Origin of the sequence: Amycolatopsis sp. NPDC049253 (genome assembly GCF_040678995.1) — a bacterium.
Lineage (GTDB): Bacteria > Actinomycetota > Actinomycetes > Mycobacteriales > Pseudonocardiaceae > Amycolatopsis.
In genome coordinates, this window is sequence record NZ_JBFAQX010000003.1 from 592,623 (window position 1) to 616,469 (window position 23,847).

Genomic DNA, 23,847 nt, shown 5'->3' on the forward strand with positions numbered 1-23,847 from the left:
CATCAGTCCTTCGGTCCGCCGGCGACGTAGATGACCTGGCCCGAGACGAAGCCCGCGCCCTCGCTCACGAGGAACGAGGTCAGGTGCGCGATGTCGTCCGGCGTGCCCACGCGCTGCACCGGGATCTGGGAGGCGGCCGCCTTCTTGAAGTCCTCGAAGTCCATGCCGAGGCGCTCGGCGGTGGCCGCGGTCATGTCCGTGGCGATGAACCCGGGCGCGATCGCGTTCGCGGTCACGCCGAACTTGCCCAGCTCGATGGCGAGGGTCTTGGTGAAGCCCTGCATGCCGGCCTTGGCGGCGGAGTAGTTGACCTGGCCGCGGTTGCCCAGCGCCGAGGTGCTGGACAGGTTCACGATCCGGCCCCACTTCGCTTCGGTCTGGTACTTCTGCACCGCACGCGTCATGAGGAACGAGCCCTTGAGGTGGACGCCGAGCACGGAGTCCCAGTCGTTCTCGGTCATCTTGAACAGCAGGTTGTCACGCGTGATGCCGGCGTTGTTGACCAGCACGGTCGGCGCGCCGAGCTCCTCGGCGACGCGGGTGACGGCGGCCTCGACCTGGTCGGCGTCGCTGACGTCCAGCGAGACGCCGACGGCCCGGCCACCCTCGGCCACGATCGCCTCGGCGCCCTGCTTCACCGCGGACTCGTCGAGGTCCAGCAGGCCGACGGCGAACCCGTCGGAGGCGAGCCGGCGAGCGACGGCGGCACCGATGCCGCGGCCGGCTCCCGTCACGATGGCAACCCGGGCGGGGGAATCGGTCACGAGGACCCTCCTCATCGTTGAGAATCAGCGATCGGGCACGCAGTCTGCCCGGCTAAGCGGATGCTTAGGCGAAGATACCCGGGGGCCTCGCGGCGGGCCACTGTGACCGGCCTCATGTTCGCCCGCACGGGCGCCGGCCGCGGCGGGGTTCACGGCCCGCGGATTTCAAGGCTCGACTAGAAATTCCAGGACCCCCTGCGTAAAGTGACCTGGGTCTCAGCACGGGGCGGAAGGAGGCGCGGATGCCGACGGTGACACCGCAGGTCCGCGTCGACGGGGTGCTCCGGGCCGTCCGCGCGCTCGAGCCCGTGGACATCGCCTTCGCCGCCCGCGTCGACCAGGGCACGGGCACATTCGTGCTCGACCGGTTCGACGGCGCCCGCACCGACCTCCTGCGCAACCTGGTCATCCCCCGGGGCGAGGGGGTCGGCGGCCGGTGCATTGCGCTGGAACGGCCGGTGTTCGTCCGGGACTACGTGGCGGCCAAGGGCATCACGCATCGCTTCGACGGCGCAGTGGCGGGTGAGGGCCTGAGCGCGATGTTCGCCGTGCCCGTGAAGACCGACGGCGTGGTGCGCGACGTCGTCTACGGCGCGGCGCGCACGTCGGTCGAATTCGGCGAGGGCCTGATCGACCGGGCGGTCGAGCTCGTGAAGCGCTCGGCGGTGGCGGAACCACCGAGCCCGCCGCGGCGCTCGGCCGGCGACATCGCCGCGGAACTCGAGGACATCGCGGCCGCCGTCACCGACCCCGAGGTGCGCCGGCGGCTTCGCGAGCTGGGTGCGAGCCTGTCCGGGAAACCGGCGGAAGACGACCTGCCGATCCGGCTCTCACCGCGTGAGCTGGACGTGCTCACCGCCGTGGCGATGGGGCACGCCAACGTGGACGTCGCCCGGCGCCTCGGCCTCACCGTGCAGACCGTGAAGTCGTACCTGAAGAGCGCGATGGCCAAATTGGACAGTCACACCCGCGGCGAAGCCGTCTACCGCGCGCGGATGGCCGGCTTGCTACCGTGACCGCGGTGGGGAGCCTGACGGCCGGCGGGTCCGACGAGGCACCGGTGACCGCCGCACCGGTGACCCGGGCCGAACGCAAGCGCGCCGAACGGGTGGCGCGGCTCGAACGCGCCGCGGCGCGCGTGTTCGCCCGCCACGGCTACGAAGGCGCGAACTTCGACCTCATCGCGGCCGAGCTGGACCTGCGCGGCGCCAGCCTCTACTACTACGTCTCCTCGAAGGAGGAGCTCTTCCTGCGCTGCCTGCGCCAGTCGGCGGCCGACGTGTCCGCCCGGTTGCGGGCGATCGTCGAGGCCGAACCCGAGCCGCGGGAACGGCTGCGGCGGCTGTTCCGCGAACAGGTGCTGATCGAGGTCCGCGACTACCCCGAGTACGTGCCGCTGTTCTTCAAGGCGCGCGTGAGCGTGCCCGCGCTGCAGGAGACCGTGCTGGCTCTGCGGCGCGAGCACGCGACGGTGTTCGAGGAGACGGCGCGGGAGCTCGGCACGGACCCGCGGAAAGCGCGGCTGTGCCTGGAGATCGCGTACGGCACGCTGGCCTACCTGCCCGACTGGTACGACCCGGCCGGCGCCGTCGGCCCCGCGCAGCTGGCGGACGAGCTGGCCGAACTGCTCGTCGCGCCGTTCCTCGCCACGGGCGGCTGACCACCCCCACTCGTGGGTATCCGCGCGACCGCGCCGCACCTACCGTTGGTCCGGATGGCCCAGTCCCGGCCGGGCCCGACGATCCCGTGCTCCCGCCGCCCCCGAGGCGGGGAACCCCGAGAACAGGTGATGCCGAATGACCGCGACCACCACGAACTCCGTGCGGGGTGGCCAGCACGCCGACCACGGGTACGAGCTGCCCTGGGCCTTCACCCCCGAGCACCTGCAGTGGCGCGACACCGTGCGGGAGTTCACCGCCGAGGTGGTGGCGCCCGAGGCCGCCCGGCGCAGCATCGAGTCGACGTTCGACGCGGACCTGGTCCGCGCGGCGGGCCGGCTCGGGGTCTTCGGCCTGATGGTGCCGGCCGAGTTCGGCGGCGCCGGCGCGGACCTGCGCACGCTGTGCCTCACGATCGAGGAACTGGCCACAGTGGACTCTTCGCTCGCCGTCACTGTGCACGTCCAGGCGATCTGCGCCGCACTGCTGGCCCATTTGGCCCAGGACCGGCCCGAGCTGTGCCGCGAGATCCTGCCCGCGGCCGCCACCGGCGAGACCTTCATCTCGATCGGTCTCACCGAACCGTCGGGCGGGTCGGACGCCGGCAACATCAGCACCGTCGCGCGTCAGGACGGCGACGGCTGGATCATCAACGGCGCGAAGCAGTTCATCACCAACTCCGGTACCCCGTTCTCGCGCTACGTGATCCTGCTCGCCGCGGTCGGCGACGACGAGCGCGGCCGGCCGCCGGTCTCGGCGTTCCTCGTCCCGCTCGACGCGCCGGGCGTCACCGTCGGCAAGGGTTACCCGAAGCTCGGCTGGCGCTCCTCCGACACGCACCCGCTGTTCTTCGACGACGTCCGCGTGCCGGGCGACGCGCTGCTGTCCGAACCGGGCCGCGGCTACCGCGACGCGCTCGAGTTCCTCACCTGGGCGCGGCTGCCGATCGCGGCGATGAGCGCCGGGCTCGCCCGCGGCTGCCTGGCCGACACCCTGCGTTTCGTCGGCGAACGCACGAGCTTCGGCAAGCCGCTGAGCCACCACCAGGCCGTGGCGTTCCAGACCGCGGACATCGCCGCGCTGGCGGCCACCGCTCGCACCCTGACGTACGACGGCGCCTGGAAGTACGATCACGGCCTGTCGATCAGGGAGGCCGCCGCCACGGCGAAGCTGGTCGCGTCGGAAGCCGCGAACAAGGCCGCCTACCTGGCGACCCAGCTGCAGGGAGGCTACGGCTTCATCGAAGAGACGGCCGCGACCCGCCACCACCAGGACGCCCGCATCCTCACCATCGGCGAGGGCACGTCCGAAGTGCAGCGGATGCTGATCGCGCGTTCACTGGGGCTGGCCGTCTGAGCAGGTGCCGATCGATCGAACACACAAGGGAGTGTGCCGTGGCCGACAGTGTGGAACAGCTGATCTCCGTTCCGTTGCAGGAACTTCCGGACCGGTGGCGTTCGGCGAGCCGGGCCGAGGAGATCGCGGGCGCGCGGGCGCTGCACGATCGCGACCCGGACGAGTACTGGGCGTGGGCCGCGGGCAAGCAGCGGTGGATGCGGCCGTGGGACGAGGTGCGCAGCGGTGACCTGCCCGAGTTCCGGTACTTCACGGGCGGGCTGCTCAACGTCGCCGACAACTGCGTCGACCGCTGGGCCGAGGACCCCACGACGGCCGACCGCGCCGCCGTGGTGTGGGAGGGCGAGCCGGGGGACACCCGCACGGTGACCTACGCCGAGCTCGCCCGGGAGACCTCGGCGCTGGCGGCGGGGCTGCTGGAGCTGGGCATCGGCAAGGGCGACGTGGTCGCGATCTACCTGCCGAACCTCGTCGAGGCGTTCACGGCCATCCACGCGTGCAACCGGATCGGCGCGATCTACACGGTGCTGTTCTCCGGCTTCGGCAAGGACGCCGTGGCCGCGCGGCTCAAGGTCTCCGGCGCGAAGGCCGTGGTGGTCGCCGACGCGTCCTACCGGCGCGGCAAGCTCGTGCCGCTGCTGGAGACCCTGCGCACGGCCCGGCCGGGCCTGCCCGACCTCGGCCACGTCGTGGTGCTCGACCGCACCGGCCGCAACCTGCCGCTCGAAGCGGGCGAGGTCTCCTACGCCGACCTCGTCGCCCGGCACCCCGAAGGCACGCCGGCCGTGCCGCTGGAGGCGAACGACCCGGCGTTCCTGATCTTCACCAGCGGCACGGAGTCGACGCCGAAGGGCGTGGTGCACTCGGTCGCCGGGTTCCTGGTCGGCACGTGGGCCAACGCCTACTGGCAGGCCGGCCTCGAAGAGGGCGACGTCTACTGGGTGGCCGCCGACGTCGGCTGGCTGACCTTCCCGATCCAGGCCGTGATCGGCGGGCTGGCGTGCGGGACCACCATCGCGTGTTACGAGGGCGCGCTCGACACCCCGACGAAGGAACGCTTCTACGAGTTCTGCGAACGCCACGAGGTCACGCAGGTGCTGGCCGCGCCGACCGTGCTGCGGATGCTGCGCTCGTTCGGCGAGGACCTGTGCGCCGCGCACTCGCTGCCGCACCTCAAGCTGATCACCGTGCAGGGCGAGCCGCTCGACGCCGAGACGTTCACCTGGGGCACTGCGCACCTCGACGTCCCCATCGTCAACGCTTACGGCCAGACCGAGACCGGCTCCACCTGGACCTACCCCGTGACCGGCGTCGACGCGCTGAAGGCGGGCTCCGCCGGCCGCCCGCTGCCCGGCCACCACTGCGAGATCGTGGACGACGACGGCGAGCCGGTTCCCGCCGGTACCAAGGGAAACCTCGTGATCACCCGGCCGTTCCCCACCCTGGCGCGCACGGTGTGGGGCGACCACGAGCGCTACCTCTCGGCGTACTTCACCCAGTACCCCGGCAAGTACAACACCAAGGACGAAGCCGTCCTCGACGCCGACGGCCACCTGTGGGTGCTCGGGCGCGCGGACGACGTCATCAACGTCGCCGCCCACCGCATCTCCACGATGGAGATCGAAGGTGTCGTGACCGCGCACGAGCGCGTCGCCGAGGCCGCCGTGGTCGGCGTGCCCGACCCGACGAAGGGCACGGTCCCGATCGCCTTCGTCACCCTCCTCGCCGGTGCCGACGCCGACTCGGTGTCGGCCGAGCTGATCCGCCGCGTCGGCGAGGAACTCGGCGGCTACGCGCGGCTGGCCAAGGTCTATCCCGTCACGGCCCTGCCGAAGACGCGCACGGGCAAGACCATGCGCCGCCTCCTGCGCGACGTCCTCGTCGAGGGCGCTCCCCGCGGCGACACGAGCGCGATGGAGGACCCCGGCGCCCTGGACGCGGTGCTGACGGCGGTGTCCGCGGTCCGCTGACCTCCCCGCCCCTCGGTGCCGTCGGCCCGTACCGGTGGCGCGTCCGGTTCGCCCGGAGCGTGCGCCGGACGGGGCGGCGCCGCTGACCGATAAGCTGGCGCCGTGGCCGAGGGGCGAGAGGTGTCGACCGTGACGATCTGGAACGACGTGATCAGTTTCGTGCGCCTGCGTTACGAGGTGCTCGAGGACCACGACGGCTGGCTGCGCTTCCGCCTGCCCACCGACGACGGCCGCAGCCAGCAGGCGACCGTCCACCTGCTGCCCGACCACGGCGGAGTGGCGTGGGCCGAGCTGTCCTCGCCCGTCGGCTGGGCCGATCGCGTCGACCTGCGCCGGCTGCTGGAGCTCGTCGGCGAGTCCGGCGTCGGCGGCGCGGCCGTGGTCGACGGCGTGGCGCTGATCAAGCACGCCGTGCCGCTCGCGTCGCTGGACATCGAGGACGAGCTGGACCGGCCGTTGCGCGCCCTGGTGGCCCGCGCCGACCAGCTCGAACACGACCTCGGGCAGGGCGACGAGTTCTGACCGTCGGCCGGGCCCTCAGCTCGAAACGGGGGCCGGTTTCTTCGCGCGAACCGGCGCCGCCAGCACCGCCAGCGCGACCAGCTCCGTGAGCGCCATCCCGCGTTCGACCAGGCCGAGCGGGATGAGCAGCCACCAGCGTTCGTCGTTGACCGCGGCGACCGCCACGGCGCCGACGATGATCGCCAGCCAGCCCAGCGACAGCACGGCCAGCAGCCGCGCGGCGAACCGGCGGCGCGGCGAATGGGGGAACGTCGTGCGCGCGGCCACCAGGATGGCCAGCGGCAGGCAGACGAACGCGACCACGCTCGCCACCCGGTGCAGCGTGCCGCCCGCGGCGCCGCCGGTGGCGGTGGCCCAGTTGGTCTTCGGGAACGCCACGATCACGAGCAAGCCGATCGTCCACAGTGCACCGAACACAGCCGAAACGACAGGCAGCCGCCGTTGCAGCCGCAGCACGGCGAGCGTCACGGCGGAGCCCACGGCCACCAGGACCACCGCGAGGTCGAACACCCACTTGTTGTCCGACAGGCCGTACTCGCTGATGGTGCGGCTGGTCACGCTGATCTCGTCGGTGGGCGGTACCAGCTGCAGGAGCAGGACCAGCGCGGCGCCGATCGCGAACGCGGCGATGCCGGCGATCGACAGCAGAGCGGGGCGGCGGTCCTCGGCGAGGGCGGTCATCCTTCGAGATTAGCCAGGACGGGTATGTGCCCGCTGTGAGCGGATGATCCCGTACTTCCGAAGGTTACCCCGGGCGTTTTGCGTCGATATGGTCGTTCGCTGCCGGAGCGTCCCTGCTCCCGGCTCGGCCCTGGGAGGTCCGCGAACGTGGGGAATTCACCTCTTTCATCCAGACTCTCACTCGGAAGATCCAGACCATGGGTTCTGCTGGCCACGGCCGGCGTCCTGGCGGGGACGTTCGTCGCCCTGCCGACGTCGGCCACGGCCGCGCAGAACGTGGTGCACGCCGACCGCGCCGTGGTGCGGTCGTGTTTCGCCGCGCTCCAGCCGGCCGGCGCGCCCGGCACCGACCGCCGCGAGGTCGCCTCGACGGTCGACGGCCTGGTCCAGGCCCGCCTGACGCCGGGTGCCGGCGCCGAAGGCGACTGGGACCTCGCCGTGTTCGACAAGGCCACCGGGGCGCTCGTCGCGGCCTCGGCGGCTTTGCGCAGCCACGAGCTCGCCGAGAGCTTCGTGAAGAAAGGCCAGCAGCTCGTGATCCAGAGCTGCCGGTACGCGGGCAACGCGAAGGAGGCGAAGCTCGGCGTCGACTTCCTCGCACTGACTCCGCAGGGCACCCCGACCGGATCCGCCGCGCCGGCCCAGCGCGCCGAACTCGTCCGCGTGCACACGCCTTCGCGCGCCGACAAGAACAAGCTCCTCGGACTCGGCCTCGATGTCACCGAAAAGGGTGACGCGACCGGTGTCGAGGTCGTGCTCGCCGGCGACGCCGACCGCCGCACGCTGGCGGCGAGCGGGCTGAAGTCGACCGTCGTCGAGCCGGACCTGTCGGCGAAGTCGATCCGCGACGCGAAGACCGACCGCGAGTACGCCGCGAAGACGGCCTCCTCGGTGCTGCCGTCCGGGCGTACGAGCTACCGCCACCTGTACGACTACGAGTACGAGATGAAGGAGCTCGCGCGCAAGAACCCCAAGCTGGTCAAGGCGTTCACGCTGCCGGAACCGACGTGGGAGGGCCGTGACGTCGTCGGGCTCGAGATCGCCACGGACGTCGCGAACACCGCCGACGGCAAGCCCGTCGACTTCACCATGGGTGTGCACCACGCGCGCGAATGGCCGGCCGGTGAGACCACGATGGAGTGGGCGTACCAGCTGATCAACGGCTACGCCGATGACACGACGATCCGCGGGCTCGTCGGCAAGACGCGCAACATCATCGTGCCGATCGTGAACCCCGACGGGTTCTCGATCTCCCGCGAAGCCGAACCCCGTGGGGATTTCACGAGGTTCGACTATGAGATGAAACGAAAGAACTGCAACGCCGCCGATTCCCCGCCGCAGTTCGCCACCGGCGTCTGCAAGGCGAACCCGGGCGGCGCGCAGCGCGGCACCGACCCGAACCGCAACTACGCCGGCTTCTGGGGCGGCGGGGGAGCGGGCCTGTCGTGGAGCAGCGAGACGTTCCGCGGTTCGGCGCCGTTCAGCGAGCCGGAGTCGCGCAACATCCGTTCGGTCGTGTCGTCGCGTCAGGTGACGAACCTGATCACCTTCCACACCAACGCGGCGCTCGTGCTTCGCCCACCGGGCGTCGCCGACGTCCGGCCGCCGCTCGAGGACCCCGTGTACCGGGCGCTCGGCGACAAGCTGGCCTCCCACAACGGCTACACGAGCGAACCGAGCTGGGCGCTGTACGACACCACCGGCACCACCGAGGACTGGTCGTACTGGGCCACCGGCGGCTGGGGCTTCACGATCGAGATCGGCGGCACCGGCTTCCACACCCCGTACGAGGTCGGTGTGGTCGCCGAGTACGCGGGCCTGGCCCCCTCGACCGGCGCCGGCAAGGGCGGCAACAGCGGTGCGCTGCTGGAGATGCTGCGCAACACCGCCGACCCGGCCGCGCACTCGACGCTCATCGGCACCGCGCCGAAGGGCTACCAGCTCAAGCTGCACAAGACGTTCCAGACCCCGACGTCCCCCGTGCTGCAGCCGGACGGCTCCACCAAGCCGCCCGTGTACGTGACCGACGACCTCAACTCCACCTACACCTCGACCGGTGGCCGCTTCGCGTGGTCGGTGAACCCGTCGACGCGGCCGTACGTCGCGGGCCGCTACGGGCGTGACCCGCAGGGGCCGGCGCAGGCCGGGTACGCCGTGACGAACCCGGCGGGCGTGCCGCCGATCAACGAGTCGTACCCGGACAACCCGGCGTCGGAGAGCTTCACGTTCCACGTCGACGGGTTGCCGAAGGTGGACAACGGGAAGTTCAGCGTGGACGTCAACTGGGCGAACCCGGACACCGACTGGGACCTGTACGTGTACGACGCCGCGGGCAACGCCGTGACGTCGTCCGCCAACGGCGGCACCACCTCGGAGCACGCCGTGCTGTTCGACCCGCCCGCCGGTGACTACCGCGCGGTGCTGGTGAACTACGCGCAGGCCGACCCGGCGCAGGTGGACGACTGGACCGGTGACGTGTCGTTCGCGTCGCCGGTGCCGCCGACGTACGGACCGAAGGAGGCCTACCAGCTGACCTGCACCAACGCGAAGGGCAAGCTGGCGGGCATCGCGGACGTGTACCTCGACCGCGGCCAGACCGTCGACGTCGGCGAGATCTGCACCAACTCGGCGCGCGCGGCGAAGAACCGCTCGCACGGCTGAGGTCCCGGTCCGTGGGGGGCTCCGTTTCGGGGCCCTCCACGGGCCTTCACCCCGTGACCGCCAACGCGATCCCCAGTACGACGAGCACCGCCCCGACGACCCGGTTCAGCACCGGCCGCGCCCGGTCGTACCACCGCTGCGTGGCGGGGGAGGAGAACAGCAGCGCCACGGACAGGTGCCAGGTCGCCGACGCCAGGACGATGAGCCCGATCGCCGCCACCTTCGTCGCCGTGGGCTCCGTCGGCGGCAGCGTGGCCGTCAGCACGCTCCCGAAGAACACGGCGGCCTTGGGGTTGGTGACGTTGCTCAGCATCCCCTGCCCGAACGCGTTTTTGCGCTCCGGCAGCGGTTCTCGGTCGGGCGCCCGCGCTTTCCACCACAGCCTGATCCCCAGCCACGCCAGGTACAGCCCGCAGGCGATCCGCAACGCGGTCGCCAACCACGGCGTCGCCGCCAGCAGTGCGCCCAGCCCGAACACGGCGACCGTCGCCAGCAGCCCGCCCGCTGCCACCACCCCGGCCGCCACGGCCACCGCGGCCCTGCGCGACCCGGCCGCCGCGGTGTGCGCGATGAGCACGAAGTTCGGCCCCGGCGTCACCGCCGCGGGCGCGTAGACGAGCAGGACGGTGCCGAGGGTGGCCGCGGTGTTCACCTGGCCATCCTCCCCGGTGCCGGACAGTGGTGTTTCGGGGCCGGGGAGGGCCCGTGCCGAGTCCGGCTGCCGCCCCCACCCGAGGGCGAGCGCGGAGCGGCCTCGCGGTGACGAGTTGAGGGGCGCGGTCCGCGAGAACTCCGCTGTGCAGCGCTGGGAATCCGCGCCGGGCGCGTCACCGACGATCGGTGCTCACAATCGGCGCCGCCGTCAGGCGGCCCGACCGCTCCCGACAACCTGCCCCCGCACCGTCCGCAGCGCGTTGTGGTCCACAGTAGACGGTTCCGCCGACAGCCAGCCGCCGATTTCGTGCAGGAACTGTTCCGGCGTCATGGGTGGGGTGCCCTCGGCGTAGTCGGCGGTGGTGATGGCGCCCGCGCGGCTCGGGTAGACGATCATGGCGCCGCGCAGGGCGATGCCGGGGAGCAGGTCGCGGTAGGAGTCGAGGCTTTCGGCGAGGCGGGAGCCGCCGCCGCGGAAGGGACGGCCGTTGCGCAGCAGGCGGCCTTCGTCGTCGGTTTCGTAGTGGCCGGGGAGCCATTGCTTCGACTCGATGAGCACGAGGCGTTTGCCGCACAGCACGGCGTGGTCGACGTCGGCGAAGACGGAGCCCGGCCAGGCGAGGCCGTGGAAGATGCGGGCGGCGGGCAGCCTCGTCAGGTAGCGCTCGAGGAGGTCGGCCGTGAGGCGTTCGGCGAGCTCGTCGGCTTCCACGCCGGGGCTGCCGAACACCGAGCCGCCCCCGAACTCCGCGGCGAACTCGCTGCGGGCGCGCCGCGCGGCGAGGTAGCCGCGGGCCAGGCGCTGCACCAGCAGTGCCGTGCCGGCCGTGAGCACCAGCCACACGATGAGCACCGGCGGCGTGAAGTCCACGCCCAGGACCAGCGGCGCCAGCACCAGCACCATCCCGGCGACGGCGGTGACCACCGGCGTGTGCCCGGGTCCGCGACGCCGTCCGTGGCGTACGCGCGGGTCCTGCGCCGCGAACTCCCACCACTCGAGCTCGTCCGGCTCCAGGTCCAGCGGCTCGGGCACGAACCCGGGTTCCTCGCTGAACCGCCTGCGTTTCGGCTTCGCCGGCGGGCGCGCGTGCACGGTCGGGATGCCGGCGTCGTACGCAGCGCGAGCGCGGGGTTCACTCAGCGTGTCATAGGCCTCGCGCAGCAGCTGGAACGTGCCGACGGTGCCGCCCGCGTCGGGGTGCAGCGTCTTCGCCAGCCTGCGGTAGGCAGCCTTGACCTCCGTGGGCGACGCCGTCTTCCCCACGCCGAGCACCGCGTAGTAGTCGACTTCGGGCACGTTCGCGTTCCACCTCCGAATGGCTGCCGCGCAACGATATGGGGTCGGTGATCGCGATCGCCAACCGCCTCCGCGGCACGCCGGGGTGAACCCCGTTCATCGTCCGGCCGCAGTGACCACAGTGGACAGTGCGGACCACGTGCTGGCTGCGCACTGTCGCCCGATCGGGTTCCGGCGGGTCTACGGTGCAGACTCCGCGGGGTGCGCAGACTCAAGACCGCCCGACGGTCCGAGATCGTGGGCGCGGCACTGGAGCTGGCGGCCGAACGCGGCCTGCCCGCGCTGTCGATGCGCTGCGTCGCCGCCCGGCTCGGCCTCACGCCCATGGCGCTGTACGGCTACTTCCGGAGCAAGGACGACCTCCTCGACGGCATCGCCGCACACCTGCTCACCTTGCTTCCGGCGCCCGCGTCAGACCTCGACCCCTTCACCCGATTGCGTGAACTGGCCGGGGGAGCGCGGGCGGTCGCGCGCGAGCACCCCGCTGTGGCCGGCCTCCTGTTCACCCGTCCGGTGGCCAGCGAGCGGTCCCTCCTCCCGGCCGAACGCGTGTACCGAGCCCTGCTGGACGCGGGCGTGCCCGAAGCCGAGGTCCCGCGCCTGGAACGCCTGCTGTCCACGTTCGTCCTCGGCTACGTCCTCTCGGAGGTCGAAGGCCGCTTCGCCGCGAGCACCCGCCTCGCCCGCTCGCGCCGCGTCGAGCTCGGCCCCGCCGACCTGCCCGCCCACCACCGGCTCGGCCCGCTGCCGCACCACGTCGACTGCGACGCCGAGTTCGCCGAAGACCTCGAAGACCTGCTGACGATCGTCGAAGCCGCCGCGAAGTGACGCTCAGGCTTGCGCGGCCGTCCGCCGTGGCTCGCGGCGTTCGAACACCAGTTCCCGCGCCGTGCCCAGCGCCGTCGTCACCGCGCCCGCCAGCACGGCCTCCGACCCCAGCTGCCCGGCGACGATCTCCGGGGCGAACGGCGTCGTCGCGGTCAGCGCGCGACGCATCGGCCCGGCGAGCAGCGCCGCGTTGCTCCCGATGCCACCGCCCAGCACGATGAGCCCGGGGTCGAGCACGGCCGTCACCGCGGCGACCACGTGCGCCAGGTGCGCGGCCTCCTCCTCGACCACGCGCAGCGCCACCGGATCCCCGTCCGCGGCCGACACGAAGACCTCCCGGGCGCTTCGAGCGGTCGAGCCCAGCGCCCGGGCCCGCGTGACGATCGCGTGCGCCGAGGCGACGTCCTCCATCGGCCCGGGCCGATGAGCGCGCGCTCCGGCTGGACGGGCGCCCGCGGGCAGGTCCGCGATCTCGCCCGCCGCGCCGTGCGCGCCCCGGAACAGCTTCCCGCCGACCAGCACACCCATCCCGATGCCGGTGCCCACCGTGAGGCACACCAGCACGTCCATGCCCAGCGCCGCCCCCAGCGCGTGCTCGCCGACCGCGCACAGGTTCGCGTCGTTCTCCACCTCGAGGTCCGAACCGTGCGCGCACAGGCGTTCGGTCAGCGAGTGGAGCAGCCCCTTGCGCTCCCAGCCCGGCAGGTTCGGCGCCCGGTGCACGGTTCCGGTGCGCGCGTCCGGAATGCCCGGCGTGCCGACCACCGTGGCCACCACGTCGGCCGGCTCCAGCCCGGCCGACGCGACCGCGCTGCCCACCGCGTCGCCGACCGTCCGGACGAGCGCGCTGCCCGAACGGCAGCGGTTCGGCTCGTCGAGCCGCGCCACGATGCTCCCGTCCAGATTGGCGACGCCTATGCGGATCGAACGCCGGCCGATGTCCACGCCCACCACGTGCCCGGCCTCGGGCGCCACGCGGTAGACGACGGCGGCGCGCCCCGGCCCCGACGGGCTGTGACCGGTGGCCCGGACCAATCCGCACTGCTCCAGATCGAGCAGCGCCTGGCCCACCGTCGGCTTGGAAAGCCCCGTGTCCGCGGCGATCCCGGGCCGCGTGGCCGCACCGCCCGTGCGCAACCGGTCCAGCACCAGCCGCTGGTTCAGCTCGCGCATGTTCGCCGGTGTGCCCACCTGCGGCCCTGCCATGCTCCCGCCACCCCTCGCCGTTTCCACAACTTTACGAACGCGGCCCTTCCGACCCCGCAAATCTTATGTTAAGAAGCTTTACTAACTATTGGATGGAGGCACGACGTGAGCTCACCCACCCGTTCGGGGGGTTCCGGGACGGCGGATCTTCCACGGACCGGTCTCGAACGCAAGATCGGGCCGCTGCAGGCGACCGCGATCAACATGACGCAGATGTGCGGGATCGGCCCGTTCGTGACCATCCCGGCGATGGTCGCCACGATGGGCGGCCCGCAGGCGATGTTCGGCTGGATCGTCGGCGCCATCATCGCGCTGGCCGACGGCCTCGTCTGGGCCGAGCTCGGCGCGGCGCTGCCCGGCGCCGGCGGCACCTACATCTACCTCCGCGAAGCCTTCCAGTACCGCACCGGGCGGCTGATGCCGTTCCTGTTCGCCTGGAGCGCCGTGCTGTTCATCCCGCTGATCATGTCCACGGGCATCATCGGCCTCGTCCAGTACCTCGGGTACCTCGTCCCAGGCGTGGTCGGCGACGGCGGCGTGACGCCGCTCGGCAAGATCATCGGCATTGTCATCATCGCCGTGATCGTGCTGGCGCTGTTCCGGCGCATCGGCCAGATCAGCAAGCTCACCACCGCGCTGTTCGTGATCATGCTGTTCGCCGTGCTGACCGTGATCGTCGCGGCCTTCTCGCACTTCAGCGGCGGCCAGGCGTTCGCCTTCACGCCCGGCGCGTTCGGCTCGGGCGGCGCGTTCTGGGGCGGCCTCGGCGCCGGCCTCGTGATCGCGATCTACGACTACCTCGGCTACAACACCAGCGCCTACCTCGGCGGTGAGGTCCGCAACCCGGGCCGCACGATCCCGCGGTCGATCATCTTCTCGATCCTCGGCATCATGGGGCTTTACTTCCTGCTGCAGGTCGGCGTGCTCGGCTCGATCCCGCTCGACGAGCTCAAGAACGCGACGTCGGTCGCCTCCACCGTGCTGGAGCAGGCGTGGGGCACGGTCACCGCGAAGGTGATCACCGTCTTCATCGTCATCGCGGCCATCGGCTCGGTGTTCGCCGGCCTGCTCGGCGGCTCGCGCGTGCCGTTCGAAGCCGCGCGCGACAAGGTGTTCCTGCCGGTGTTCGGCAAGCTGCACCCGAAGCTGAACCTGCCCACCGCCGGCGTGCTGACGATGGGCGTGATCACCGCGATCGGCTCGCTGTTCACGCTGACCGACGTGATCAACGCGGCCGTGACGGTGCTCGTGATCATCCAGTCGCTCGCGCAGGTCGCCGCGATCTGGGTGCTGCGCCGCCGCCAGCCCACGCTGAAGCGGCCGTACCGCCAGTTCCTCTACCCGATCCCGACGATCATCGCGCTCGCCGGCTGGGTGTACATCTACATCTCCGCCACGACGCTCTCGATCATCCTTTCCGTGGCGTGGATCGTGCTCGGCGTCATCGCGTTCGGAATCTACGCGGCGGCGGAGAAGACGTGGCCGTTCGGGCCGAAGGAGATCCGCGAGGAGTTCGTCCTCGCGCAGCAGCAGCCGACCGAAGAGGGGCTTGAGGCATGAGGAAACCGCTCGTCGCCGGGATCGCGGCGGCCGCCGCGCTGATCCTGGTCCCCGGGGTGGTGAGCGCGACGGCGTCGGCCCAGGCGCCCGCCGCGTCGCCCCAGCACCACGCTCCGCACGAGCAGGGGCTGTCCACGATCGGCACCTCGGGCTGGCAGGTGCTCACCACCGCGAGCGTGAAGGACGGCGGTGACCGCGTCTCGCAGCCCGGGTACTCCACGAAGGGCTGGCTGCCGGTCAAGGCCGACGACGCGGGCGCGCCGGGCACCGAGATCAACGCGTTGGTGCAGAACGGCAAGTGCCCCGACGTCTTCTACTCCGACAACATGCGCAAGTGCTTCGGGTACGTCGACAAGCTCGGCCCCGTGACCACGAAGCCGTTCTCCGACCCGTGGTGGTACCGCACGGACTTCGACCCCGGCTTCGCCAAGGGCAAGAACGGCAAGCTCACCATCCCCGGCATCGTCGGCGAGGGCGACGTGTGGGTCAACGGCACGCTGGTGGCGGGCAAGGACGTGGTGAGCGGCGCGTTCGCCGGCCACACCTTCGACGTGACCAAGCTGCTGAAGCCGGGCAAGAACACCCTGGCGATCAAGGTCTACCCGAACAACCCGCTCACGATGTACACGCTCGACCAGGTCGACTGGGGCCAGATCCCGCCGGACAACAACACCGGCATCCAGTACCCGCCCACGCTGCAGCTGTCCGACGCGCTCACCGGCGACAACGCCCACGTGGTGCAGGACAACGCCGCCGACCTGTCCACCTCCTCGCTGACGGTGAAGGTCGACGTCACCAACAACGCCGACTCGGCGCAGACCGGTGACGTCACGGCCACGGTGAACCCGCCCTCGGGCGCGCCGATCGTGGTCAAGCAGAGCGTGACGGTACCGGCGCACGCCAAGCAGACGGTGACGTTCACGCCGGCGAAGTTCGCGGCGCTGAAGATCCGCAAGCCGCAGGTGTGGTGGCCGTACTCGATGGGTGCGCAGCCGCTGTACACCTTGGACACCTCGGTGGCGCAGGGCGGCGTCGTGTCGACGTCGTCTTCGGACACCTTCGGCATCCGTACGGTGACCTCGAAGCTCGTCGGCAAGTCGGCGCCGCTGCCGCAGGGCTCGCGGCTGTTCGCCGTGAACGGCAAGGACTTCGTGTTCCGCGGCGGCGGGTTCGCGCCGGACCTGTTCCTGCGTTACGACAAGGCCGACACCGCGCACCAGATCGCGCTCATCAAGAACATGGGCCTGTCCGGCGTGCGGCTCGAGGGCCACGACATGCCGCAGGACTTCTACGACCAGGCCGACCGCGCGGGCCTGCTGGTGATCGGCGGCTTCCTGTGCTGCGACGCCTGGCAGCCCGAGGACGCCTCGAAACTCACCGACCGCGACTACCGGATCATGCACGACTCCGCGTACTCGATCGCGCAGCGCGAGCGCAACCACCCCAGCGTGTTCAACTACGGCTGGAGCGACAACGAACCCGTCGCGCGGCAGGAGTCCGAGACGCTGAACGCGTTCAAGGAAGCCGATTTCCAGGTGCCGGTGATCGCTTCGGCGGAGTACAAGAGCACCCCGACACTCGGCGTGTCCGGTGAGAAGGAGGGCCCGTACGACTGGGTCCCGCCGGCCTACTGGTACGACACGTCGCACTTCGACTCTGGTGACTCCAGCCGCACCAACGCCGGTGGCTCGTGGGGCTTCGCGAGCGAGCAGAGCGCGGGGCACACCGTGCCCACGTTGGACTCGATCAAGCGGTTCCTGTCGCCCGAGGAGCAGGCGAAGCTGTGGCAGGACCCGGCGTACAACCAGTACCACGCCAACTTCGAGCCCGACCACGGCGGTTACGCCTTCGGCACGCTGTACACATTGGACAACTCCATCACCCAGCGCTACGGCAAGTGGGACTCGCTGGAGTCCTATGTGGAGTCGGCGCAGGTCGCGAACTACGAGAACACCCGTTCGCAGTTCGAGTCCTTCATCGCGCACTCGACGGACAAGGACAACCCGTCGACCGGTGTCGTGTACTGGCAGCTGAACAAGGGCTGGCCGACGCTGCTGTGGTCGCTCTACAACGACGACGGTGACCAGCCGGGCGCGTTCTTCGGCGCCAAGAAGGCCAACGAGCCGCTGCACGCGATCTACGGCTACGACAATGGCTCCGTGACCGTGGCCAACCTCGGCGGCAGCACGCAGGCCGGCGTTTCGGTGCGGGCCAAGGTCTACGACACCGCGGGCAAGGTGCTCGACGACCAGACGGCGAAGAACGTGTCGCTGAACTCGCAGGGCGTCGTCACCGGTCTGCTCAAGCCGAAGGTGCCGGCCGAGACGAAGCCGCCGGCCAAGGCGCAGGTGTACTTCGTGGAGCTGCAGGTGACCCAGGGCGGGAAGGTCGTGGACCGCAACGTCTACTGGCTCTCCACGCAGAAGGACGTCGTCGACTGGAACAAGACCCTGGGCGAGCCGCAGGCCACGCTCAGCCAGTACAGCGACATGTCCGCGCTGCGCGACCTGCCGAAGGCGCAGATCGGCGTCGAGAGCTCGACGAAGCACGTGGCGGGTCCGGACGGGGCCGACACGGCGACGACGGTGACGGTGACCAACACGTCGAAGACGCCGTCCGTCGGGTTCTTCCTGCGCGCCGACGTCCGCCGGGGCACCGCTTCCGGTGGCGTGGCGTCCAGCGACAACCAGCTCGCCGCGGCGACGTGGAACGACAACGACATCACGCTGTGGCCCGGCGAGTCGCAGACGCTGACGGTGACCTACAAGGCCGCCGACCTGCACGGTGCTCCGGCTGTGATCAGCGTCGAGGGGTTCAACACCGGCAACGTGGTCGTGCCCGCCGCCCGCGGCAACGGCCACCACGGTGGCCAGGCCGTCCGCCCGCCGGCGATCGAGGGGACTCGCGAGTGATCCTGGGTATCGACTTCGGCGGCACGAAAGTGGCGCTGGGGCTCGCCGACGACGCCGGAACCCTGCTGGCCACGCGCCGGCTGGACACCGACGCCGAGGCGGGGGCCGAGCAGGTGGTGACGCGCGCGCTCGCCGGGGCCAAGGCCCTGGCGGCGGACGAGGGCGCGCGCGTCGACTCGGTCGGTGTCGTCAGCCCCGGGATCGTCCTGGAGGACCGGATCCTGCTCGCGCCCAACGTGCCCGGGTGGGAACAGCTGCACCTGCGCTCGCTCGTGGCGGCCGAGTTCGGTGGCGTGCCGATCGCCACCGGCACGGACGCCAAGGCGGCCGCCCTGGCGGAGTGGGAGTTCGGCACCCTCGCGGGCGCCGACCCGGCGGTCTTCCTGTCCCTCGGCACCGGCATCGCCGCCGCGGTCCTCGTCGGCGGCAAACTGCTCACCGGCGCCAACGGGGCCGCGGGCGAGATCGGCTACAACCTGCTCGCGCCCCAGGACACCGACGGCTTCGCCAGCGGCTCGGCGCCGCTGGAGGAAGCCGTCGGCGGACGCGGGCTGGGCCGCCGGGCCGCGGAGCTGCTGGGCCGCCCGGTGACGGCGGCCGAGTTGTTCGCGCTGGCTCGGGAGAACACGCAGGCGAAGGAACTGGTCACGTCGGCGCTGGACGAGTTGTCCATGCACGTCGCCAATCTGGCCATCGCGTTCGATCCCGCCCGGATCGCCGTGGGTGGTGGGCTGGTGCGGTCGGCCGATGTGCTGCTGCCGGCGTTGCGCGACCGGCTGGCGGGGGCGGTGCCGTTCCCGCCGGAACTGGTGGCGGCGCGGTTCGACCAGGACGCGTCGTTGCTCGGTGCGGTGGCACTGGCCATGCGGCTGGGTACCGGGGGATAGCCGCCCGAAGGTGTGCCGGTGCCCCGACTCGGCACAGCTTCGGGCACCCACGTGCTGAGGGGCGGTGCCGTTTCGGTGCCGCCCCTCAGGCGTTTCCGGGTTTGCGCAGGCGCAGGGCGGTGACAAAAGGCAGCCCGGCCAGGCGGAACACCGTGGCTTGGGCGGTGAAGTCGAGACCGGCGTCGTGGGCCAGTGCGATGACTTCCGCGATGTGTTCCGTGCGGTTGCGGCGCGGCAGGAGGCGAGAGGCAACGCGGAGCCAGCCGCGGGTGAAGTGCTCGGCCACGACCGCGGTGCCGCCGGGCGTGAGGACACGGTGGATTTCCGCGAGGCCTCGGGCGGGGTCGGCCCAGTGGTGGAACGACATCGTGGACAGGACCAGGTCGAAGGTCCCCGAAGGGCAGGGGAGGGATTCCACGGAGCCGACGGAAAGCGTTGCCGGGAAAGGCTTTTCGCGCGCCCGCGCGAGCATGCGGGCCGCGGGGTCCACACCGGACAGCACCGCGGCCGGAAAGCGGGCGTGGACCAGGGCGAGCAGTTCGCCGGTGCCGGCGCCCACGTCGAGGATCGTGCGCGGGGGCGCGCCGGCGGTGGCGAACTCCAGCGTGGCGCGGTGCACGGCGCCGAAGAAGCCTTGCAGGGCCGGGTTGTCGTAGGTGTCGGCGCGGGCGTCGAAGCGGCCGACGTCGTGGTAGGTCATGGCGCGCCGATCGCGGTGATGAGGGCGGCGGAGGCGGCGTCGATGGCGGTGGCGACCGTTTCCTCGGAGGCAGGGCGGTCCGCGTCGAGCCAGGTGAGGATCGTTTCCACCGAGAGGGTGGTCAGCAGGGTCGCGGCCCAAGCGCGGCGTGCGGGATCGGGGATCTCCCCCGGCAGCGCCGATTCGGCCACCAGGGAGCTGCGCGAGCGGAAGTCGGCCGCCCACGATGCGAACTCCGGCTCACGCGCGACGTGGCGGAACAGCAGCCGGAAGCCGTCCGGATCGGCGGCCGCGGCGGCGACCGCCGCGCGCACCAGGTCGGTGCCGCCCGACGTGGCCGCTCGCAGGCGGTCGCGGACGTCGTCGAGGACGGCGCGGTACAGGTCGGGCTTGCCGGCGAAGTGGCGGTAGATGATCGTCGCCGTCACGCCGGACTCGCGGGCGACCAGCTCGATCGTGGTGGCCGCGTAGCCGTCGCGGGCGAACGCCGTCCGCGCCGCGGCGAGGATCTGCGCGCGGCGTTCGGCGCGGGGCAGGAGCTTGCGGCCGGTGTCCACGAAGTGTTTATAGCCCTCTGTACATCCTGGTGTAAACAGTTACCGGCGAACGCGCGTCGACTCCCGCACCACCAGCTCCGGTGTGAAGACCTCCTGCCGGTGCGGCGGCGGGTTCTCCTCCGTCTCCGCGAGCAGCTGCTCGGCGGCCGTGCGCCCGAGCCGGAACGCGGGCTGGCGCACGGACGTGAGCGGGACGGCCGCCGCGCCCGCGAACTCGATGTCGTCGTAGCCGACGATGGCCATCTCGTCCGGCACGCGCACGCCGGCGCCGACCATCGCCTGCAGCACGCCGAGCGCGAGCAGGTCGTTGGCGCAGAACACGGCCGTCGGCCGGGGGCTCATGCCGAGCAGGCGCGCGCCCGCGTCGCGGCCCGAAGCGACGTCGAGGCCGACCGCCTCCACGCCCGACAGTCGCGCGCCCGAGCCGGTGAGCACGGAACGCACGCCGGCGTCGCGGTCGCGGCACTGCGTGAGGATGGTGGGGCCGTTCACGAACCCGATGTGGTGGTGCCCGGTCTCCAGCAGGTGCCGCGCGGCCAGCGCGCCGCCCGCGACGTCGTCGACCGACACGGAGCTCGCCTCGTCCGCGGGCACCTTGCGGTCCACGAACACGTAGGGGATCCCGCTGCGCCGGAAGGCCTGCATCGCGTCGCCGCCGGTGTCGACCGGGCTGAGCAGCACGCCGCGCACGCGCTGCTCGGCGAGCATCGCGAGGTACGACGCCTCGGTCTCCACCCGCTGCCCGCTGTTGCACGTGATGATGTTGATCCCCTGCGCGTGCGCGGCTTCTTCGGCTCCGCGCGCGACGTCGACGAAAAACGGGTTCCCGAGGTCGAGCACGAGCAGCGCCATGATCCGCGAACGCCCCGCGCGCAGCTGGCGCGCGGACTCGTCACGCACGTATCCCAGCTCCTGGATGACCGACAGCACCCGGTTGCGCGTGGCCGTTGCGACGACGTGCGGCCGATTGACCACATTGGACACTGTGCCGATCGAAACGCCCGCGCGCTTCGCGACGTCCTTGATGCCGACCACGGCCCTCCCCTTGCCTTGGGACGGCCAGCCTAACACGGTGGTGAAACGTTTCAAGGAGGCCGTCGCGGGCCGCGAGCGTGCTGACGGGCAAGCCTGCCAGATCCGATCTGGCGGGGGCTCGCGAGGATCTGGCGCCCTCAGGGTGTGCAGGAGAAGCTGCGGGTGGCCGTGGTCGTCGCCAGCACCCGGGAGGGCCGGGTGGGCGGCGGCGTCGGCCGGTGGTTCGTCGAGCGGGCCGGTGCGCGCACCGGGCTGGACCTCGACGTGGTCGACCTCGCCGACTTCGCGATCCCGGCGTGCTACCCGGCGCGGCCGACCCCGGCGATGGCCGGGTTCGCGCGGCGGATCGAGGCGGCGGAGGCGTACGTGGTCGTCACACCGGAGTACAACCGCAGCTTCCCCGCGTCGCTCAAGCAGGCCATCGACTGCGCGTACGACGAGTGGCGGGCGAAACCGGTCGGGTTCGTCTCCTACGGCTACCGCGCCGGCGGCCGGTACGCGGTGGAGCAGCTCCGTGGGGTGTTCACCGAGCTGCACACGGCGACCTTGCGCGACGCGGTGTGCCTCGACCTGCTCGAGGGTCGCGTCGCCGACGGCGGGTTCCGCCCCGATCCGGAGTGCTACGCGCACGCCGTGACGACGTTGCTCGACGAGCTCGTCTGGTGGGGGCTCGCCCTGCGCGACGGGCGGCGTGCGCGGCCCTACTGCGCGTGAACCGACTGTGGCTGAACGACAATGGGGAAGGGACAGACATGAGCAGTGCCACCGCCGAGCCGGCGATCGAGACCGCCGGACTCGTGAAGGTGTTCGGGGAGACCCGGGCGGTCGACGGCATCGATCTCGTGGTGCCCGCGGGCACCGTCTACGGCGTCCTCGGCCCCAACGGCGCGGGCAAGACCACCGCCGTGCGGATGCTGGCGACGCTGACCAGGCCCGACGGCGGTGAGGCGCGCGTGTTCGGCAAGGACGTGGTGCGCGAAGCCGACGCCGTGCGCAGCCGCGTGAGCCTCACCGGGCAGTACGCGTCGGTCGACGAGGACCTCACCGGCACCGAGAACCTCGTGATGCTGGCCCGGCTGCTCGGGCACCGCAAACCCGCGGCCCGGTCGCGCGCGGCGCAGCTGCTGGAGGCGTTCGGGTTGACCGACGCGGCCGCGCGGCAGGTGAAGAATTACTCCGGCGGGATGCGGCGGCGGTTGGACATCGCGGCCAGCATCCTCAACACGCCGGACCTGTTGTTCCTCGACGAGCCGACGACGGGGCTGGATCCTCGCAGCCGCAACCAGGTGTGGGACATCGTGCGGGCGATCGTCGCGCAGGGGACCACCGTGCTGCTGACCACGCAGTACCTCGACGAGGCCGACCAGCTGGCGTCGCGGATCGCCGTGATCGACCACGGAAAGGTGATCGCGGAGGGGACCAAGGGGGAGCTGAAGGCTTCCGTCGGGGTCGGCGCGGTGCATCTGAGGTTGCGGGATTCCGATCAGCGCGAGGCCGCGGCCGAGGTGCTGGGGCGCACGCTCGATGCGGCGGTGCAGCTGGAGCCGGATCCGGTGGCGCTGACCGCGCGGCTGTCGGCCGATGCGCATCTCGGCGCGGCGGACCGCGCGTCGCAGGCGTTGGCGGAGCTGGCGCGGGCCGGGATCACCGTCGACACGTTTTCCCTGGGCCAGCCGAGCCTCGACGAGGTGTTCCTGGCTCTGACCGATCGTCCGGCAAACCAGGAGGTGGCGGTGTGACGACCGTACGCGAGGCTGACGTCGAATTGGCGGCGCCGAAGGTCGAGGATCTGGCCGCGCTGTTGGTGGCTGTGCAACGGCCGCCGCGGCCCAGTGCGTTGTCCACGTCGATCACGTTCGGGCGGCGGGCCGTGCTGAAGATCAAGCACGTGCCGGAGCAGTTGTTCGACGTCACGGCGTTTCCGATCATGATGACGTTGATGTTCACGTATTTGTTCGGTGGGGCGCTGGCCGGGTCGCCTTCGCAGTATTTGCAGTTCTTCCTGCCGGGGATCTTGGCGTCGAGTGTCGTGATGATCACGATGTACACGGGTCTGGCGGTCAATACGGATATCGAGAAGGGGGTGTTCGATCGGTTCCGGACGTTGCCGATTTGGCGGCCCTCGGCGATGGTGGGGTATTTGCTCGGGGACGCGCTGCGGTATGTGATCGCGTCCGTGGTGATCATGGTGGTGGGGTTGATTCTGGGGTTCCGGCCGCCTGGCGGGTTCGGGGGTGTGGTGGCCGGGGTTGTCCTGCTGCTGGTGTTCTCGTTCGGGCTGTCGTGGGTGTGGACGATGTTCGGACTGCTGCTGCGGTCGGAGAAGTCGGTGATGGGGGTGAGCATGATGGTGATCATGCCGCTGACTTTTCTCTCGAACGTGTATGTGGATCCGTCGACGATGCCGGGGTGGTTGCAGGTGTTCGTCGAGTTGAATCCGATTACGCAGCTGGTGAGTGGAGTGCGGTCGATGATGGCCGGGGCGTGGGATTTCGGGGCGATCATGTGGACGTTGATCGCGGCCGGGGTGCTGACGCTGGTGTTCGGGACGTGGACCATGCGGTTGTACAACAGGAAGTGAGGGTGCCTCGGCGTGCTG

At 71.2% G+C, this 23,847-nt stretch carries 21 protein-coding genes; 13 read left to right on the forward strand and 8 right to left on the reverse strand.

Translation table 11 applies throughout. The features are described from left to right. Positions 1–2 precede the first annotated feature (2 nt). Positions 3–764: a 3-oxoacyl-ACP reductase FabG gene (fabG, locus tag AB0K15_RS10330; protein ID WP_364047879.1), complete on the reverse strand. Its 762-nt coding sequence runs from the start codon at positions 762–764 to the stop codon at positions 3–5. Between the two features lie 242 nt (positions 765–1,006). Here fabG and AB0K15_RS10335 point away from each other — a divergent pair, with 242 nt between their 5' ends. The 5 genes from AB0K15_RS10335 (at position 1,007) to AB0K15_RS10355 (ending at position 6,270) form a co-directional block, all read left to right on the forward strand. After that, the gene (locus AB0K15_RS10335) at positions 1,007–1,780 is read left to right on the forward strand and encodes a LuxR C-terminal-related transcriptional regulator (protein WP_364047881.1); all 774 of its coding nucleotides are present in this window, start codon (positions 1,007–1,009) and stop codon (positions 1,778–1,780) included. A gap of 5 nt (positions 1,781–1,785) precedes the next feature. Further along, entirely contained in the window at positions 1,786–2,424 is a 639-nt protein-coding gene (locus tag AB0K15_RS10340) for a TetR/AcrR family transcriptional regulator (protein WP_364047883.1), read from the forward strand. Between the two features lie 136 nt (positions 2,425–2,560). After that, on the forward strand, positions 2,561–3,778 hold the full coding sequence (locus AB0K15_RS10345; RefSeq protein WP_364047885.1) for an acyl-CoA dehydrogenase family protein: 1,218 nt from the start codon (positions 2,561–2,563) through the stop codon (positions 3,776–3,778). A gap of 38 nt (positions 3,779–3,816) precedes the next feature. After that, positions 3,817–5,748 carry an AMP-binding protein gene (locus AB0K15_RS10350; RefSeq protein ID WP_364047887.1) on the forward strand — a complete coding sequence of 644 codons (1,932 nt, stop codon included), beginning with the start codon at positions 3,817–3,819 and terminating at the stop codon, positions 5,746–5,748. A gap of 129 nt (positions 5,749–5,877) precedes the next feature. Continuing rightward, positions 5,878–6,270, forward strand: a complete 393-nt coding sequence (locus tag AB0K15_RS10355) for a hypothetical protein (protein WP_364048010.1) — start codon at positions 5,878–5,880, stop codon at positions 6,268–6,270. Between the two features lie 15 nt (positions 6,271–6,285). Here AB0K15_RS10355 and AB0K15_RS10360 read toward each other — a convergent pair whose 3' ends face one another. Next, a complete protein-coding gene (locus tag AB0K15_RS10360) occupies positions 6,286–6,951 on the reverse strand; it encodes a DUF998 domain-containing protein (RefSeq protein ID WP_364047889.1) in 666 nt (221 codons plus the stop codon). 204 nt (positions 6,952–7,155) lie between these two features. Here AB0K15_RS10360 and AB0K15_RS10365 point away from each other — a divergent pair, with 204 nt between their 5' ends. Further along, entirely contained in the window at positions 7,156–9,612 is a 2,457-nt protein-coding gene (locus AB0K15_RS10365; RefSeq protein ID WP_364048012.1) for a M14 family zinc carboxypeptidase, read from the forward strand. Between the two features lie 46 nt (positions 9,613–9,658). Here the strand turns inward: AB0K15_RS10365 and AB0K15_RS10370 are convergent, their stop codons facing one another. Both AB0K15_RS10370 and AB0K15_RS10375 read right to left on the reverse strand, forming a co-directional pair. Continuing rightward, positions 9,659–10,264 (reverse strand): LysE family transporter, encoded by a 606-nt coding sequence (locus AB0K15_RS10370; protein WP_364047891.1) that lies wholly within the window; start codon positions 10,262–10,264, stop codon positions 9,659–9,661. Between the two features lie 210 nt (positions 10,265–10,474). Continuing rightward, positions 10,475–11,563, reverse strand: coding sequence for a DnaJ domain-containing protein (locus AB0K15_RS10375; RefSeq protein WP_364047893.1), 1,089 nt, complete (start codon positions 11,561–11,563; stop codon positions 10,475–10,477). Positions 11,564–11,764: 201 nt separating this feature from the next. Between AB0K15_RS10375 and AB0K15_RS10380 the strand changes: the two genes are divergently transcribed. Continuing rightward, entirely contained in the window at positions 11,765–12,391 is a 627-nt protein-coding gene (locus AB0K15_RS10380; protein ID WP_364047895.1) for a TetR/AcrR family transcriptional regulator, read from the forward strand. Between the two features lie 3 nt (positions 12,392–12,394). On the opposite strand, the gene AB0K15_RS10385 is transcribed toward AB0K15_RS10380, so the two are convergent. Then, positions 12,395–13,597, reverse strand: coding sequence for an ROK family protein (locus AB0K15_RS10385; RefSeq protein ID WP_364047897.1), 1,203 nt, complete (start codon positions 13,595–13,597; stop codon positions 12,395–12,397). Positions 13,598–13,702: 105 nt separating this feature from the next. Here AB0K15_RS10385 and AB0K15_RS10390 point away from each other — a divergent pair, with 105 nt between their 5' ends. From AB0K15_RS10390 to AB0K15_RS10400, 3 genes are read left to right on the forward strand one after another with little or no spacing between them, the layout of a single operon-like run. Continuing rightward, complete coding sequence (locus tag AB0K15_RS10390) at positions 13,703–15,157, forward strand: APC family permease (protein WP_364047899.1); 1,455 nt, start codon at positions 13,703–13,705, stop codon at positions 15,155–15,157. Beyond that, positions 15,154–18,069: a glycoside hydrolase family 2 TIM barrel-domain containing protein gene (locus AB0K15_RS10395; protein WP_364047901.1), complete on the forward strand. Its 2,916-nt coding sequence runs from the start codon at positions 15,154–15,156 to the stop codon at positions 18,067–18,069. The genes AB0K15_RS10390 and AB0K15_RS10395 overlap by 4 nt, the downstream gene beginning before the upstream one ends. Then, entirely contained in the window at positions 18,066–18,956 is an 891-nt protein-coding gene (locus tag AB0K15_RS10400) for an ROK family protein (protein ID WP_364047903.1), read from the forward strand. Before AB0K15_RS10395 ends, AB0K15_RS10400 begins: the two co-directional genes overlap by 4 nt. An 85-nt stretch (positions 18,957–19,041) precedes the next feature. On the opposite strand, the gene AB0K15_RS10405 is transcribed toward AB0K15_RS10400, so the two are convergent. The 3 genes from AB0K15_RS10405 to AB0K15_RS10415 are packed head-to-tail and all read right to left on the reverse strand — an operon-like array spanning position 19,042 to position 21,248. Continuing rightward, a complete protein-coding gene (locus AB0K15_RS10405) occupies positions 19,042–19,656 on the reverse strand; it encodes a class I SAM-dependent methyltransferase (RefSeq protein ID WP_364047905.1) in 615 nt (204 codons plus the stop codon). Next, complete coding sequence (locus AB0K15_RS10410) at positions 19,653–20,213, reverse strand: helix-turn-helix domain-containing protein (RefSeq protein WP_364047907.1); 561 nt, start codon at positions 20,211–20,213, stop codon at positions 19,653–19,655. The genes AB0K15_RS10405 and AB0K15_RS10410 overlap by 4 nt, the downstream gene beginning before the upstream one ends. A gap of 39 nt (positions 20,214–20,252) precedes the next feature. After that, entirely contained in the window at positions 20,253–21,248 is a 996-nt protein-coding gene (locus AB0K15_RS10415; protein WP_364047909.1) for a LacI family DNA-binding transcriptional regulator, read from the reverse strand. Between the two features lie 144 nt (positions 21,249–21,392). Here AB0K15_RS10415 and AB0K15_RS10420 point away from each other — a divergent pair, with 144 nt between their 5' ends. From AB0K15_RS10420 to AB0K15_RS10430, 3 genes are read left to right on the forward strand one after another with little or no spacing between them, the layout of a single operon-like run. Continuing rightward, complete coding sequence (locus tag AB0K15_RS10420; protein WP_364047911.1) at positions 21,393–21,962, forward strand: NAD(P)H-dependent oxidoreductase; 570 nt, start codon at positions 21,393–21,395, stop codon at positions 21,960–21,962. 38 nt (positions 21,963–22,000) lie between these two features. After that, positions 22,001–22,987 carry an ATP-binding cassette domain-containing protein gene (locus AB0K15_RS10425; protein WP_364047913.1) on the forward strand — a complete coding sequence of 329 codons (987 nt, stop codon included), beginning with the start codon at positions 22,001–22,003 and terminating at the stop codon, positions 22,985–22,987. Beyond that, positions 22,984–23,829: an ABC transporter permease gene (locus AB0K15_RS10430; RefSeq protein WP_364047915.1), complete on the forward strand. Its 846-nt coding sequence runs from the start codon at positions 22,984–22,986 to the stop codon at positions 23,827–23,829. The genes AB0K15_RS10425 and AB0K15_RS10430 overlap by 4 nt, the downstream gene beginning before the upstream one ends. Positions 23,830–23,847: the final 18 nt, after the last annotated feature.

Coding starts and splice junctions, on each gene's coding strand:
- AB0K15_RS10335 (WP_364047881.1), top strand. CDS start 1,007: ATGCCGACGGTGACACCGCAGGTCCGCGTCGACGGGGTGCTCCGGGCC.
- AB0K15_RS10345 (WP_364047885.1), top strand. CDS start 2,561: ATGACCGCGACCACCACGAACTCCGTGCGGGGTGGCCAGCACGCCGAC.
- AB0K15_RS10360 (WP_364047889.1), bottom strand. CDS start 6,951: ATGACCGCCCTCGCCGAGGACCGCCGCCCCGCTCTGCTGTCGATCGCC.
- AB0K15_RS10385 (WP_364047897.1), bottom strand. CDS start 13,597: ATGGCAGGGCCGCAGGTGGGCACACCGGCGAACATGCGCGAGCTGAAC.
- AB0K15_RS10395 (WP_364047901.1), top strand. CDS start 15,154: ATGAGGAAACCGCTCGTCGCCGGGATCGCGGCGGCCGCCGCGCTGATC.
- AB0K15_RS10405 (WP_364047905.1), bottom strand. CDS start 19,656: ATGACCTACCACGACGTCGGCCGCTTCGACGCCCGCGCCGACACCTAC.
- AB0K15_RS10425 (WP_364047913.1), top strand. CDS start 22,001: ATGAGCAGTGCCACCGCCGAGCCGGCGATCGAGACCGCCGGACTCGTG.